This window comes from Pseudomonas sp. NY5710, from assembly GCF_013305665.1.
GTDB classification, from domain to species: Bacteria; Pseudomonadota; Gammaproteobacteria; order Pseudomonadales; family Pseudomonadaceae; genus Aquipseudomonas; species Aquipseudomonas juntendi.
This window is the reverse complement of record NZ_CP045554.1, coordinates 49758-65074: the sequence shown is the minus strand read 5'-3', so window position 1 is coordinate 65074 and position 15317 is coordinate 49758. Positions and strand designations below refer to the sequence as shown.

The 15317-nt window shown below is 62.1% G+C and carries 14 protein-coding genes; 2 read left to right on the top strand and 12 right to left on the bottom strand.

Annotated features, from left to right (window positions below):
- Position 1: 1 nt before the first annotated feature.
- Together GEV39_RS00320 and GEV39_RS00315 are read right to left on the bottom strand one after the other, a co-directional pair.
- Entirely contained in the window at positions 2-583 is a 582-nt protein-coding gene (locus GEV39_RS00320) for a PA_0111/PP_0108 family redox-active disulfide protein (protein WP_173887102.1), read from the bottom strand.
- Positions 552-1289, bottom strand: a complete 738-nt coding sequence (locus GEV39_RS00315; protein ID WP_173887101.1) for an SURF1 family protein — start codon at positions 1287-1289, stop codon at positions 552-554. Before GEV39_RS00315 ends, GEV39_RS00320 begins: the two co-directional genes overlap by 32 nt.
- Before the next feature lie 51 nt (positions 1290-1340).
- On the opposite strand from GEV39_RS00315, the gene GEV39_RS00310 reads away from it, so the two are divergent.
- Positions 1341-1544: a twin transmembrane helix small protein gene (locus GEV39_RS00310; RefSeq protein WP_003258925.1), complete on the top strand. Its 204-nt coding sequence runs from the start codon at positions 1341-1343 to the stop codon at positions 1542-1544.
- 99 nt (positions 1545-1643) lie between these two features.
- On the opposite strand, the gene GEV39_RS00305 is transcribed toward GEV39_RS00310, so the two are convergent.
- Genes GEV39_RS00305 through coxB form a run of 4 tightly spaced genes read right to left on the bottom strand, consistent with a single transcriptional unit; the run spans position 1644 to position 5885 of the window.
- Positions 1644-2531, bottom strand: a complete 888-nt coding sequence (locus GEV39_RS00305; RefSeq protein WP_173887100.1) for a cytochrome c oxidase subunit 3 — start codon at positions 2529-2531, stop codon at positions 1644-1646.
- A 16-nt stretch (positions 2532-2547) separates the two neighbouring features.
- The gene (locus tag GEV39_RS00300; protein WP_173887099.1) at positions 2548-3114 is read right to left on the bottom strand and encodes a cytochrome c oxidase assembly protein; all 567 of its coding nucleotides are present in this window, start codon (positions 3112-3114) and stop codon (positions 2548-2550) included.
- A gap of 10 nt (positions 3115-3124) precedes the next feature.
- Positions 3125-4714, bottom strand: coding sequence for a cytochrome c oxidase subunit I (ctaD, locus tag GEV39_RS00295; RefSeq protein WP_054911456.1), 1590 nt, complete (start codon positions 4712-4714; stop codon positions 3125-3127).
- Positions 4715-4757: 43 nt separating this feature from the next.
- Complete coding sequence (coxB, locus tag GEV39_RS00290; RefSeq protein WP_173887098.1) at positions 4758-5885, bottom strand: cytochrome c oxidase subunit II; 1128 nt, start codon at positions 5883-5885, stop codon at positions 4758-4760.
- A 369-nt stretch (positions 5886-6254) separates the two neighbouring features.
- Between coxB and GEV39_RS00285 the strand changes: the two genes are divergently transcribed.
- The gene (locus GEV39_RS00285; RefSeq protein WP_173887097.1) at positions 6255-6896 is read left to right on the top strand and encodes a hypothetical protein; all 642 of its coding nucleotides are present in this window, start codon (positions 6255-6257) and stop codon (positions 6894-6896) included.
- Positions 6897-6966: 70 nt separating this feature from the next.
- Here GEV39_RS00285 and GEV39_RS00280 read toward each other — a convergent pair whose 3' ends face one another.
- The 6 genes from GEV39_RS00280 to prlC form a co-directional block, all read right to left on the bottom strand.
- Positions 6967-8502 (bottom strand): SulP family inorganic anion transporter, encoded by a 1536-nt coding sequence (locus tag GEV39_RS00280; protein WP_457253869.1) that lies wholly within the window; start codon positions 8500-8502, stop codon positions 6967-6969.
- Positions 8503-8692: 190 nt separating this feature from the next.
- A complete protein-coding gene (locus GEV39_RS00275) occupies positions 8693-9412 on the bottom strand; it encodes a carbonic anhydrase (protein WP_009683612.1) in 720 nt (239 codons plus the stop codon).
- A gap of 293 nt (positions 9413-9705) precedes the next feature.
- A complete protein-coding gene (locus tag GEV39_RS00270; protein ID WP_173887095.1) occupies positions 9706-10755 on the bottom strand; it encodes a PA0069 family radical SAM protein in 1050 nt (349 codons plus the stop codon).
- A 61-nt stretch (positions 10756-10816) separates the two neighbouring features.
- Positions 10817-12829 (bottom strand): M3 family metallopeptidase, encoded by a 2013-nt coding sequence (locus GEV39_RS00265; protein WP_249414312.1) that lies wholly within the window; start codon positions 12827-12829, stop codon positions 10817-10819.
- Positions 12830-12914: 85 nt separating this feature from the next.
- A complete protein-coding gene (locus tag GEV39_RS00260) occupies positions 12915-13196 on the bottom strand; it encodes a YheV family putative zinc ribbon protein (RefSeq protein WP_161892348.1) in 282 nt (93 codons plus the stop codon).
- Positions 13193-15280 (bottom strand): oligopeptidase A, encoded by a 2088-nt coding sequence (gene prlC / locus GEV39_RS00255; RefSeq protein ID WP_173887094.1) that lies wholly within the window; start codon positions 15278-15280, stop codon positions 13193-13195. Before prlC ends, GEV39_RS00260 begins: the two co-directional genes overlap by 4 nt.
- Between the last annotated feature and the right edge of the window lie 37 nt (positions 15281-15317).

Here is a 15317-nt window from a genome sequence, read left to right as displayed (position 1 = left end):
CCTAGCCGATATTAGACAGCTTGAGCAGATGGCGCAGGTCATCCAGCACATGCTTGCCGTTGACCTTGGCGCCGTAGCGCAGCACCAGGTTGCCGTGCGGATCGACGATCCACAGCTGCGGTGCAACCTCGCCAACCTGCTTGAGGTAGCGCGGCGCATCCAGCGGGTAGCGTTGCAATTGCGGGTACTCGCGCCCGAGCAGGGCCTGGTAGTCGGCGCTCAGCGGCTGGGCGGCGGCCAGCGCATGGCTGGCCCGGCTGGCATCACGGCCCAGGCCGACCTGGATCTGCCGGGCCAGGTACACCAGCCGCTGGCATTCGTCGGCACAGGCCTGCGGCGCGCTGACCAGCAACTGCCAGCGCCCGTCTTCGCCGGCCACGCCCAGGTCGGCACGGCTCTCACCGTTGCCGATCATGGCGCCGTGGTAACTGCGGCCCTCCGGCACCCAGAAGTTGAGTTTGTACATGCTGGTGGCCAGGACCATCGGGCCAAGCACCACCAGAAGAATCAGCAACAGCTGCAGACGCCCGCGGGCTTTGGGTTTGCTACGTTCAGGCACGTCCAGTGGAGTGGCGGTGGCCATGGCTTTTCTCCTTGTTTTGGCGCCAGCCGAAATAGAGGTAGAGCAGCACCAGGGTGATCGCCAGGGCAAACCACTGCACGGCGTAACCCATGTGTTTTTCCGGGCCCATGGCCACGATGGGCCAGCCCAGGCGGTAGCTTGCCGGGCCAGGTTCCAGGCGCAGTTCGTGGGCGAACCCCTCACGCCCGAGCTGCGCCCACAGTTGCGCCGCGTCGATGGCGGTCAACAGGTGCGGCCACTGGCCGCCGACGGGGTCCGGGTGCAGCTGGAACGTGTTGCCGGGTGCCACATACACCGAGGCGTCGAGGGCCAAGGCCTGGGCAGGGGTATCGAATTGCACCGGTACGCGGCGGTCCGGCCAGGCAAGCCAGCCGCGATTGACCAGCAGCCACAGGCCGCTGGCCTGGTCGTGGAAGGGTTGCAGCAATTCGACACCGGCCTGACCGTCGCGCACGCGGTTGTCCAGCAGCACGCTGTGCTCGCCGTCGAAGCGGCCGTACAGGTGCACGCGGCGCAAGGCGTTGTCTTCGTTGCCATTCAGCTGGCTGGTCGCCAGCGGCGCTTCGATACGTCGCTCGGCGTAGCTGGCCAGCAATGCGCGCTTTTCCTCGGCCCGGCCGAGTTGCCAGCAGCCAAGCGCGATCAGCCCCGGTAGCAGTGCAAGTACCACCAAGGTGGGTACCCAGCCTGGGCGAAACGGCCTCACGGGCGCCTCGCTATACTTATCCACATCACCGCATCCCCCGGGAGTAGCGCCATGCTCAAGGCCGCGATTGTCCTGATGCTGTTGGCCACGATCGCCAGTCTGTTCAGTGGCCTGGTGTTTCTGGTCAAAGATGATGAAAACTCGACCCGCCTGCTGAAAGCGCTGACGGTGCGGGTGACCCTGGCGGCGCTGACCATAGGGCTGGTCGCCTGGGGTTTCATCAGTGGTCAGCTCGTATCTCACGCCCCTTTCTGACGTTTTCACCTGACCCTGTGGGAGCGGGCATGCCCGCGAATGCGGTGTTGAAAGCACCGACGCATTCGCGGGCGCGCCCGCTCCCACAGGATTTTCCAGTCACAGCACATACACGAAGATGAACAACCCCACCCACACCACATCCACGAAGTGCCAGTACCAGCTGGCCGCTTCGAAGCCGAAGTGCTTCTGCGGGTTGAAGTGGCCACGCAGAATACGCACGAACATCACAATCAGGATGATCGTGCCCAAGGTCACGTGCGCGCCGTGGAAACCCGTGAGCATGAAGAACGTAGCGCCATAGATGCCCGAGCCCAGCGTCAGCCCCAGCTTGGTATAGGCCTCGTGGTACTCGAAGGCCTGCAGCGCGATGAAGCTGATGCCCAACACGATGGTCAGCGCCATCCAGCCTTTCAGCGCCCCGCGGTGGTCGCGGCGCAACGCGTGGTGGGCCAGGGTGATGGTCACGCTGGAGCTGACCAGTAATAGGGTATTGATCAGCGGCAGGTGCCACGGGTCGATCACGTCCTTGGGCGGCGGAAACAGCTTCGGGTCCGGCGTGTGCAGCAGCGGCCAGGTGAACTCGAAGCCGGGCCAGAGCATGTGGGCAACACCCTTGGCCCCTTCGCCACCCAGCCACGGCCCTGCCAGCACGCGCACGTAGAACAGCGCGCCGAAGAAGGCCAGGAAAAACATCACTTCCGAGAAGATGAACCAGCTCATGCCCCAGCGCAAAGAGCGGTCCAGCTGCGCGCTGTATAGCCCGGCACGGCTTTCCTTGACCACCGCACCGAACCAGCCGAACAACATGTAGGCCAGAAACAGAGCACCCACGAAGAAAATCAACGGCCCGTGCGATTCCGCGTGCCCGGCCTTCATGTCGTTGAACCAGGTACCCAGGCCGAACACGCTGATGAACATGCCGAGGGTAGCGACGATCGGCCACTTGCTCTGCGCCGGAACATAGTAATGCTCATGACTTGCCATTGCTGTTCTCCTTCCCTTAACGGGCGCCCTGGACGGCCTGGGCCGCAACTTGAGCGACCGGCGGGTGGCGAGCGGTGATGTCGAACAAGGTGTAGGCCAGCGTCAGGTGCTTCACGTTGGCCGGCAGGTCGCGGTCGACGATGAAGCGTACCGGCATTTCAATGCGTTGGCCGGGTTGCAGCACCTGCTGCGTAAAGCAGAAACACTCGGTCTTGTGGAAGTACGCCGCGGCTTCGGCGGGGGTGATGCTGGGTATCGCCTGGGCACTCATCGGCCGGTCGGTCGGGTTATGGGCAATGAAGATCATCTGGTTGACCGCACCGGGGTGAACCTCCAGCTGATCGGCGCTGGAGTAGAAGTCCCAGACCATGTCGCTGGCGTTGGTCGACATGAACTGCACCCGGACCGACCGCGAGGTGTCACTGACCTGGCTGCCCTCGTACTGCCCGCCGGTCTTGCCATTGATGCCGAAGGCCTTGCACATCACGTCGTAGATCGGCACCAGGGCGAAGCCGAAGGCGAACATCACCACCGTCAGCATCAGCAGGCGCGCTACCAGGCGCTTCACCGAGAGGCCTGTCATGGCGGCGCTCCTACTTCACTTCCGGCGGTGTCTGGAAGGTGTGGTAGGGCGCAGGCGAGGGGATGGACCACTCCAGGCCTTCGGCGCCGTCCCAGGGTTTGGCCGGCGCAGGCGCGCCGCCACGGATGCACTTGATGACGATGAACAGGAAGAAGATCTGCGTGGCACCAAACATGAACGCGCCGATCGAAGACACCATGTTGAAATCTGCGAACTGCAGGTTGTAATCAGGTATGCGCCGCGGCATACCGGCCAACCCTACGAAATGCATGGGGAAGAAGGCCAGGTTCATGCCGACGAACGACAGCCAGAAATGTAGCCTGCCGAGGGTTTCGTCATACATGTGGCCGGTCCATTTTGGCAGCCAGTAGTAGGCCGAGGCGAAGATGCCAAAGATGGCCCCGGGCACCAGCACATAGTGGAAGTGCGCCACCACGAAGTAGGTGTCGTGGTACTGGAAGTCGGCCGGTGCGATCGCCAGCATCAGCCCACTGAAGCCGCCGATGGTAAACAGGATGACGAAGGCGATGGCGAACAGCATCGGGGTTTCGAAGGTCAACGAGCCTTCCCACATGGTGCTGACCCAGTTGAACACTTTCACGCCGGTGGGCACCGCAATCAGCATGGTGGCGTACATGAAGAACAGCTCGCCGACCACCGGAATACCGACCACGAACATGTGGTGCGCCCACACGATGAACGACAGGAAGGCGATGGCCCCGGTGGCGTACACCATCGAGGTGTAGCCAAACAGGGGCTTGCGCGAGAATGCCGGGATGATCGAGCTGACCGCGCCAAAGGCCGGCAGGATCATGATGTACACCTCGGGGTGGCCGAAGAACCAGAACACATGCTGGAACAGCACCGGGTCACCACCGCCAGCCGCACTGAAGAAACTGGTGCCGAAGTGGATGTCCATCAACATCATGGTCACCACCCCTGCCAGCACCGGCATCACTGCAATCAGCAGGAACGCAGTGATCAACCAGGTCCAGACGAACAGTGGCATTTTCATCAAGGTCATGCCGGGGGCACGCAGGTTCAGGATGGTCGCGATCACGTTGATCGCCCCCATGATCGAGCTGACACCCATCAGGTGGATGGCGAAGATGAAGAAGGTGACGCTGGCCGGGGCATAGGTCGTCGACAGCGGGGCGTAGAAGGTCCAGCCGAAATTCGGCCCGCCACCGGGGCTGAACAAGGTTGAAACCAGCAGCAGGAACGCCGCCGGCAACAACCAGAAGCTGAAGTTGTTCATGCGTGGCAGGGCCATGTCCGGCGCGCCGATCATCAGCGGGATCATCCAGTTGGCCAAGCCGACGAAGGCCGGCATCACGGCGCCGAAGACCATGATCAACCCGTGCATGGTGGTCATCTGATTGAAAAACGCCGGTTCGACGATCTGCAACCCCGGCTGGAACAGCTCGGCGCGGATCACCATGGCGAACGAGCCACCCAACAGGAACATGAGGAAGGCGAACCACAGGTACAGGGTGCCGATATCCTTATGGTTGGTGGTCAGCACCCAGCGCATCAGGCCCTTGGCCGGGCCGTGCGCATGGTCATGGCCGTGGGCGTGGTCGTCGATCACTGCACTCATGTCCTGTCTCCTGCAATCCACTGATTGCCGCGAGTAACCCGGTTCACTTGGCTTCTGCCTGCTTCAGCGCCAGCACGTCCTTCGGCGTGACCATGTCGCCCTTGTTGTTGCCCCAGGCGTTGCGTTCGTAGGTCACCACGGCAGCGATATCGACCTCCGACAGTTGCTTGCCGAAGGCGGCCATGGCGGTACCGGGTTTGCCGTGGAAAACGATGCTCAAGTGACCTTCCTTCGGCCCGGTAGCGATCTTCGAGCCTTTCAGCGCCGGGAACATCGGCGGCAGGCCCTGGCCATCGGCCTGGTGACAGGCCACGCAGGTGGTGTGGTAGACCTTGTCGCCGCGCGCCACCAGCTCGTCCAGGGTCCATTCCTTGCTGGTCAGCTCCTTGAGCTTGGCCGCCTCTGCCTTGCGCTCGCCAAGCCAGGTGTCGTAGTCGGCCTGGGACTTGACCTCGACTACAACGGGCATGAAACCGTGGTCCTTGCCGCACAACTCGGTACACTGGCCGCGGTAGATGCCTGGCTTCTCGATGCGCGTCCAGGCTTCGTTGACGAAGCCGGGAATGGCGTCGCGCTTGACCGCGAAGGCGGGCACCCACCATGAGTGAATTACATCGGCCGCCGTCACCAGGAAGCGCACCTTGGCACCCACCGGCAACACCAGCGGTTGGTCGACTTCCAGCAGGTAGTGCTCGTCTTTGGGCGCCTGGTTGTGAATCTGCTCGGCGGGTGTGGCCAGGTTGCTGAAGAACTCCACGTCCTGGCCCAGGTACTTGTAATGCCACTTCCACTGGTAGCCGGTGACCTGGATGTCGATATCCGACTCGCTGGCGTCATAGATGTCGATCAGGGTCTTGGTGGCCGGTATGGCCATGGCCACAAGGATCAGGAACGGGACCACGGTCCAGAGGATTTCCACCCAGGTATGCTCGTGGAAATGCGCGGCCTGCTGGCCGGTGGAGCGGCGGTGGATGACCATGGACCAGAACATCGCGCCGAACACCACGATGCCGATGACCACGCAGATCCAGAAGATGGTCATGTGCAGATCGAAGACGGCGTTGGAGACTTCCGTCGCCCCCGGGTGCATGTTCACGGTCCAGGCAGCGTTGGCCTGACCCAGAACCGACCACAACAGCAGGCCCATCCAGACAGGTGGATGTCGCATCATTGCGGGTTCCCCTTCTCGTTCTTGTTTTCCCGGAGGCGTGGCCTGCGGCAAGAGGGAACGGCGGTCAAGACTGCCTGGCTTCAACGACCGAGCCCCTGCTAAAAGCAGTCGGGCCTCATCAACGAATCACGTTCAACGGGAGTATAGACAGCGACCAAAGCCGCGCAACGAAGGCAATGAAATGAACTTCACGAAACCGCTATAGCCCCTGAAAACCGCAGGCTTGAGCGCGTATGGCCAAGTAGTGGCCATGCTATATTCCAGGCAAAGCAAAAGTTAAACTCATCTATAACAAATTCGTCTTAGGTATGCCGTATACCGAGCTAATTTAGTGTCTTCCGTTTGAAACGTAATGTCCCTGGAGTTGTCATGAACATCGCTGCTGTACGCGAGCAGGTAAGCCAAGCCCATCAACATGAAAGCCAGACTGGCCAATTGAAACAGCGTCTCGAGCTGCAACTGCCCCACCTGCACCCCTCGATCCAACTGCCTGAGCAGGACGCACAGGGTACTTTGGCGCGCTTCGTCAGCGCCTATATCGAACAGGTTCCTGAACTGCTGGAGGCGGCCCATGAAGTCGCCCTTGAGGCCGGCATCGAGTCGCAGATCAAGCCTGTGTTGAAAATCGCCGAGGCTTACTTCCTGCAACCACCCCAGGTCATGAACGGGCATGTGGGGCTGGACTGCCTGCTAGATGAGGCGTACCTGGCGCACCGCCTGGTGGAGGAGGTGAATGACTTGTACATCCGTCACTTCCAGCAGCCGCTGATCCCGGTCGACACCACCGTCGCCAACCTGATTGCCCACCAGTTGATCGGCGAAGCATTTGCCAACCAGCTGGATGAAGTGGTGCACCACTCGGTGGATGAGATGCTCAATGACGCAAGCTTTGCGGCTGAGTCGGTGGAAGCCTACCGCGAGACGCTGACTAGCCCGGCAACCGGTGAGGCGTGGAAGCGCTGGCCGTGCCTGTCGCGTCAGCTGGGTGTCGAGCTGGGCCAGCCGACCTGATACTCCTGTGCCGGCCTCTTCGCGGGTTCACCTGCGAAAAGGCCAGTTCAGGCACTACAGAACTTCAACCTCAGGCCCCCACACCCGCCGTAGTCCGTAACCGCCCCTCGATTCGCCGCTTCAACCGCCGCTGCTCGATCAGCAACCGCGAGCCATTGGCAGCATTGCTGCGCCCCCAGTCCTCCAGCAATTCAAGGCACGAGTGGTCGATATAGCTCAGGTTACCCAGTGGCACATGCAACGTGGTGCCCGCCGGCACGCCATCGAGCACCTGGGTCAATGCTGGTACCTTGAGGAAGGTCGCGGCGCCACTTAGCCGCAATTCCATGTGCCCAGGCTTTGCCAGGTCGACCAGGTTGATCTTCAACCGTGCAGCCTTGAATGCCAGCTTCAGCAAGGTCAGGGCAAAGCCGAGCAGCACCCCGGTCAAGAGGTCGGTAAAGATGATCGCCAGCGCCGTCGCCGCATAGGTGAACATCGGCATGCGGCCATAACGGCCCAACCCACGGAATGCCTTCAAGTCGACCAACTTGATCCCCGTGAACACCAGCACACCTGCCAGGCTGGCTACTGGTATCTGCTGCAGCACACTGCTCAACGCCACCACGAAAGCCAGCAGCCACAAGCCATGGAAAATGGCCGAAGCGCGCGTTTGTGCACCTGCCTGCACGTTGGCCGAGCTACGTACGATCACCCCGGTCATCGGCAGTGCACCCAGCACCCCGCAAAGCATGTTGCCAATGCCCTGTGCAGACAGTTCACGGTCGAAGTCCGACCGCTGGCCACTGTGCATGCGGTCGACCGCAGCTGCTGACAGCAAGGTTTCGGCACTGGCAATGAATGCCAGGGCAAAGGCGGCGACGAGCAGAGCAGGGTCGGCCAGTTGCATCAAGTCACCGGGGCGGAGCCAGTCGATGGCTTCGGACAAGTCAGCCGGTACTTCCACGCGGTTCACGGGCAAGGCCAACCACATGCTGATCATGGTCATGCTCGCCACACCCAGCAGGGCGCCTGGCACAAAACGCAGGCGCTGCGGCCGCAAACGTTCCCAGCCCCACATGATGGCGATGGTGCCCAGGCCCAGCGCACCGGCTATCCAGCCAGCGCCGGCGCTTTCATGCGGCAAGGCCGCAGCGAGGGTCGCCGGGAACTGCACAAGGTTCTGCATACCCGATGGCTGCGGTACGGTGTCGAACATCACATGCACCTGCGACAGCACGATCAACACGCCAATGCCTGCGAGCATGCCGTAGACCACCGCCGGTGCGGTGACGCGGAACCAGCAGCCCAGGCGCAGGCGCCCGGCCAGCAATTGCAGCAAACCGGCCAATAACAGGATCGGCCCGAGCATGGCCATGCCGTGCTGGCGTACCAACTCGAAGACCAACACCGCAAGGCCCGCCGCCGGACCACTGACTTGCAACGGCGAACCGGCGAGGAAGCCGACCACGACCCCGCCGATAATGCCGGTAATCAGGCCTTTGGCCGGCGGCATGCCCGAGGCGATGGCAATGCCCATGCACAAGGGCAGGGCCACCAGAAAGACCACGACCGAAGCCAGCAACTCACGCGGCAGGGCCGCTTTCAGCTGTGTAATGTTCACCATGTTTCTCCTTTCTCTAGTCGCACGGCCATTCCCCTGGCCATGGGCACGTTGGGTCCCCGACAAACGCGCAGGCGCGGGCCGCCAGCGGGCTCGCCGGCAGGGCAGTCAGGGTATTCAGGGCAGCCGAAGGCCGCGCCACACCCTTACAGGGTGCAGCCGGCTATCAAGGTTCTAACGGCGGACGGGTCGCTTAGTAGCGGCCTCTCGGAGTGGCGCATGGCACCGGTTGGCCTGCGGCCAGGGGCATGAAGCTGTCGCTGGCGGCGTCGTAGGCTTCGATCCTGCTGGTCTCGATGTCGTAGATCCAGCCATGGATGTACAGCTGACCCGCTGCAAGCCCCGAAGCCACCGAAGGGTGGGTGCGCAAGTGGTGCAGCTGGGCGATGACGTTCTCTTTGGTCAGCACTTGCATGCTTTCATGCTCGCTGCCGCACGAGCAGTTGTTCTCGACCACGGTGCGGGCCACTTCGGCGTGGCGCAGCCAGGCGCCAACCGTTGGCATCTTGGTCAGCGATTGCGGGTTGAGTACCGCACGCATCGCGCCACAGTCGGAGTGGCCGCAGATGATGATGTGGTGCACTTTAAGTGCCATCACCGCGTACTCGATAGCGCTGGAAACGCCACCGTTCATCTGGCCGTAAGGCGGTACTACGTTACCTACGTTACGGGTCACGAACAGGTCGCCTGGCGAACTTTGCGTGATCAGTTCGGGCACGATGCGCGAGTCTGCGCAGGTAATGAACATGGCGCGCGGTGTTTGCGCAGTGGCGAGCTTCTTGAACAGCTCTTGCTGTTCAGGGAAGACGTCATGGTGAAAGCGCAGGAAACCGTCGACGATGTGCTTCAGGGCAGCATCGGCGCTTTCAGCGGGGACCTGCGGTACGACCTTGGATGGGTCCTTGACGGGCATGATTCATCCTCTTGACGGTGTGTAGGTAAATCCATTTTACCGGTTAAAGATTCTGGCTATGCAGGGTTTTAGATGACACGCACAGCCCATAGATCACAGTCGGTGTGGATTGGTTGCCTACGCTAACCGGGAAAACTTAACTGAAACTTAATTCGAGGGCTCTAGAACGGGCGTTCCAGATATAAAAGGCGGGATCTGAATAATAGCAAAAAAACATCAACTGCCAATATGCATTAGCGTAATTATTGGCTGCCATTAGTCAGGCTTTCTGTAGGGGGTGTTTACCCTGGCTATCAGAACAGTGCCATCTGCTCGCCCGGCCGGCTAAAGGCCGAGCAATCCAGCACCTGCGACTCGCGCCCTTCGAACGCCAGGCGTTTCATCGCCTTGGCGAAGCGCTGCGCCAGCAACTCGGCAAATACCCCCTCACCCCGCATGCGCGTGCCAAAGCGGCTGTCGTACAGCTCGCCATCGCGGCTCTGGCGGATCAGGCTCAGCACATGCGCAGCGCGCTGTGGGTAATGGTCGTGCAACCACTGCTCGAACAGCGGCGCCACCTCCAGCGGCAGGCGCAGCAGCATGTACGCCGCGCTCTGCGCCCCGGCCGCCTTGGCCGCTTCCAACAGGCGCTCCAGTTCGCTGTCGTTGATCATCGGTATCATCGGCGAGCACAACACGCCGACCGGCACGCCTGCTTCGCGCAGCACACGAATGGCCCGCAACCTCGCCCCTGGCGCTGCCGCCCGGGGCTCGAGCACCCGCTTGAGGTCATCGTCCAGCGTAGTCAGGCTGATCATCACCCGCACCAGGCGCTGGCGAGCCATGTCGGCGAGCAGGTCGAGGTCGCGCAGCACCAGGGCCCCTTTGGTGACGATGGTCACCGGGTGGCGAAAGCGCAGCAGTACCTCAAGCAGGCGCCGAGTCAGCAGTTGCTCGCGCTCGATCGGCTGGTACGGGTCAGTGTTGGAGCCCAGGTTGATCGGTGCACACACATACCCAGGTTTGCTCAACTGCTGCACCAGTACCTCGGCGGCGTTGGTCTTGGCGATCAGCTTGGTTTCGAAGTCCAGGCCTGGGGACAGATCCCAGTAGGCATGGGACGGGCGGGCATAGCAGTAGATACAGCCATGCTCGCAACCGCGGTAGGGGTTGATCGAGCGGTCGAAGGGCAGGTCAGGGGAAGTATTGCGTGCGATGATGGTCTTGGCGGTTTCGGCCCTGACTTCGGTGCCCTGGGTAACGGGCACCTCCTGATACCAGCCATCGTCTTCGAGCACCGACTGGCGTGATGCGAAACGATTGTGTGGGTTATGGCTGGTACCACGACCGCGAACAGGATACATGCTGTTTGCCCCTACTGGTTATGCATACAGTATATTACCAGCACCGCCTCCAGCATTGTTATCAGGGAGACAAGTGGCGCCTTGCATACGGCTCCAGCGACATGGGCCTGCCGGCGAATGCGTTGAACGACGCCGTCATCCGGCGCATCCCGCCCTTGGCCAGGATTTCGTCGCGCAGGCGGCGGCCCAGCGCCCGATGATCGGCGTCGGCCCCCTCGAATGCGCTGAACGCGTCAATGGCATGGACCTGCGCCCACTTGTAGCAGTAATAACCCGCTTCGTAACCCGTGACCATGTAATCAAACCCTTCGGCAAACCTGTCCTGGGCGAAGGCTTGCGGCAAGCCGACCTGCAGGGTTGCCGCAACTGCCAGCTGGCGAAGGTCGTGGCGGGCGCGATCGTCGCAATGCGCGACGAGATCGAACCAGCACAGCCGCAGTTGCTCGGCTTCCGCCACCGCCTGGAAACGACGTTTGCCGGCGAGCCACTGCTGCATCTGTGGCAATGACACTGGCGGCGCACTCGTTTCCGGCTGCGGCAACGCCAATAGTGTCGGGGCGGACCAGCACCACTGTTCGAGCAAGGTGCCGACGAATTCGCAGGCATCGGCGCCCAAGGCGGAAGTGGCGGTGCGATTGAGGCGCCGGTGCTGGTTGGTGACCAGCAACTGATGCAGGGCATGGCCCGCCTCGTGAAACAGCTTGCAGAGGTCTGCGTGAGTCAAGTTGGGCGTGACATGCCCAGGCTGCAGCTCGAAACAGCAGGACAGCAGAGCGGCGGGCAACGTCACCACACCGTTGGCATCCACATGGCGCTGGCGCATGGGATAACTGTATGGCCAGGGCAGCTTGCCTGGGCGCTGATAGGCATCCAGGTAGATATGCCCCAGGCTGGTATGCCCGTCCATTACCTCCAGCACCTGCACGTCGGGGTGCCAACCTTCCACGTCGCACGCCACGATACGCACGCCAAGCACCTGTTCATGCAGTTGCCACAGCCCCTGCAGGACGCTGTCCAGGGGGAAACACTCGCGCAGGCGGGCATCGATCGCCTCATTGCCTTGCAGCCGCAGCTTCCGGCCAAGGTATGCGACGTCCCACGGGGCAAGCGCCTCGATACCCAATTCGCTACCCAGCACCTGCATCGCGTTCAGCTCCTCCTGCAAGCGCGCGCTGTTCTGCTGGATCAATGCGTTGATGAAGTGCTCGACCTGCGAGGTGTCACGCGAATCCTTGGCTTCGAGGCTCAACTGCGCCGCGTTGGCCAGGCCCAACAGGCGCGCACGCTCATGGCGCAGGCGCAACAGCGCCTGCAGCACCGGGCCATTGTCCAGGGCGTGGTTGCCACCCAGGTCGCAAGCCAGCTGCCGTGAGGCCTGATAAACCTCTTTACGCAACTCACGCGCGTCGGCCCACTCGAGGACCACTTGCACCGTGCGCTCGTCAAGGTCGAGCAGCCAACCCGCCTGGCCCTGCGCCGCAGCCTTGGCTGCCAGCCGATCACGCTCAGGGCCTGGCAGGCCGGCCAGGCGCGCCTCGCCCGGCAACAGGCAAGTCCAGGCCTCACGTGCCTGGATCAGGTTACTCATGAATTGCTGCTCAAGCCCGACGATCGCCTGCTCGGTGGTGTGCAGTTGCTTGCGCGCGCTAGCGCCCAAACCATGGCCTGCGTGGCGGAACGCCCTGAGGATCAGTTTGAGCACAGCCTGACGCTCGTCATCCAGCTGCGCGGGATCGAGGCGCTGGTAAGCTTCATACAGCCTTAAGTGCTCGTGCTTGTATCGTACCCAGTCGAGCAGCAACTGGTTACAGGCATCGACTTCCACAGCCCATGCCTGGCTTTCGTACACCAACGGCACGAGCATGTGCAGCAGGTCTTCCAGCCGCTGATCAAGCTGCTCGACGGCCAGCACCAAGCTATCCCAACCTGGCGCCGGGCCGCTGTGTTCGATGATCTGTTCGAGCGCCGCGACATTGGCGTCGCGAATGGACAAGAAAGCGGGTTGCAGTTGCTCGGGCCGTAGCGACGGGTAGTCGAGCAAGCCATGGGCAATTCGAGCAAGGCCGTGATTCACGAAGCACCTCAGGGGCAAGTCAGGGGCCGACACTGTAGCCAGCCCCCTGTTGCCCCGCAGAAGCTCTATGTAACGCCCTGTACCCTTACTCTGTGGGTTTCTTCAACTTCGGATTAGGGAAGAACTGCACCGTCTGTACCTTGGCCGCAGGGGTTTTCGGTTCGAGGTGATTGACCCGTGTCCCCAGCTCCTTGGGCACCGACAAGCCCTGTTCGTTGAGCGTATCGGTAAAGCCGCAGGCGACGCACTCACGGTGCGGTACGTCGTCTTCGCTCCACATCATCAGTTTGTCGGGCTGACTGCATGCCGGGCATACAGCCCCGGCAATAAAGCGCTTCTTGGTCTTGTTCACGGCTACCTCACTCATGCCGCAGCGGCCTCGGCCAAGCCACTGTGGCGCAGCAATGCATCAATGGAAGGCTCACGGCCACGGAAGTCGACGAACAGTTCCATAGGCTCGCGCGAGCCGCCACGGGCCAGGATCGCTTCGCGGAAAGCACGGCCGGTTTCGGCATTCAGCACGCCTTCTTCCTCGAAGCGCGAGAAAGCGTCGGCCGACAGCACTTCAGCCCATTTGTAGCTGTAGTAACCCGCTGCGTAACCGCCGGCAAAGATGTGCGCAAAGCTGTTGGGGAAACGGTTGTACGCCGGCGGGCGCATGACCGAAACCTCATCGCGTACGCCTTCGAGCACCTGCAGCACGCTGCGGCCGTCGCCATGGCTGGCATGCAGTTCGAAGTCGAACAGCGAGAACTCCAGTTGGCGCACCATCATCATGCCCGACTGGAAGTTCTTCGCCGCCAGCATCTTGTCCAGCAGGTCCTGTGGCAGGGCCGCACCGGTTTCATAATGCCCCGAAATCAGCGCCAGGCCTTCCGGTTCCCAGCACCAGTTTTCCATGAACTGGCTAGGCAGCTCGACCGCATCCCAGGCCACGCCATTGATGCCGGAAACCCCGGCATGCTCGATGCGCGTCAGCATGTGGTGCAGGCCGTGGCCAAATTCGTGGAACAGCGTGGTGACCTCATCATGGGTCAGCAGCGCCGGCTTGCCAGGCGCAGCCGGGGTGAAGTTGCACACCAGGTTGGCCACCGGGCTTTGCAACTGGCCGCTGGCGGTGCGGCGCCGGTCACGGGCGCCGTCCATCCAGGCACCCCCCCGCTTGTTGGCGCGGGCATACAGGTCGAAGAAGAAGCGCCCGACGTGCTGGCCGTTTTCCTTGATTTCGAACAGGCGGACATCCGGGTGCCAGCTGTCGAAGCCCTTCAGCTCGGCGATTTCGATGCCATACAGGCGCTGCACGATGCTGAACAGGCCGCTGAGCACCTTGTCGATCGGGAAGTAGGCGCGCAGGGCCTCTTGCGACACGCTGTAGCGCTGTTCGCGCAGCTTCTCGCCATAGTACCCGGCGTCCCAGCTGGCCAGCTCTGGGCAGCCTTGCTCGGCGGCATAGGCCTTGAGCTGCTGCAGGTCCTGGGCGGCGAACGGCTTGGAGCGTTGGGCCAGATCGCGCAGGAAGCTCAGTACCTGGTCGCTGGACTCGGCCATCTTGGTCGCCAGGCTCAGCTCGGCGTAGTTCTTGTAGCCCAGCAGCTCGGCCAGTTCCTGACGCAGGTCGAGGATTTGCGCCATCACCGGCCCGTTGTCGTTCTGGCCAGCGTTCGGGCCTTGGTCCGAGGCGCGAGTGCAGTAGGCCGCATACACCTCTTCGCGCAGAGCGCGGTCGCTGGCGTAGGTCATCACCGCGTAGTAGCTGGGGAATTCCAGGGTGATCAGCCAGCCGTCGAGGCCTTTAGCCTGCGCTGCGGCGGCCATTTGCGCCTTGGCCGAATCGGTCAGGCCGGCCAGTGCGGCCTCGTCGGTCACATGCTTGGCCCAGGCTTGGGTGGCGTCCAGCAACTGGTTGGAGAAGCGGCTGCCCAGCTCACTGAGCTTGCTTTGCACATCGGCATAGCGCTGCTGCTTGTCCGCTGGCAGGTCGATACCCGACAGACGGAAGTCACGCAGGGCATGTTCGAGTATGGTTTTTTGCGCCACATCGAACCCGGCGGCCTCCGGGCTGCTGATCAGCGCCTGGTAGGCTTCGAACAACGCACGGTTCTGGCCCAGTTCGGTAGAGTAGGCGCTAAGCGCTGGCAGGCACGACTCGTAAGCCTCGCGCAATTCAGCGCTGTTGCACACCGCGTTGAGGTGGCTGACCGGGCTCCAGGCAGCGCCCAGGCGGTCGTTCAGTTCGTCCATGGCCAGCACCAGGCCTGCCCAGGTGGGGTTGCTGCCTTGCTTTTCGAGGATCTCGGCAATGGCTTTACGGTTGTCGGCCAGGATCGCTTCGATCGCCGGCAACACGTGTTCGGCACGGATTTGCGAGAAGGGCGGCAGATCGTAGGACTGCAGAAGCGGGTTGTTCGCACTCACGGTTCGGATACCTTGGCAGAAGAAACACTGCCCCATCTTAATTACAATCGACGCCGACCGCAGCAGGCAGCCT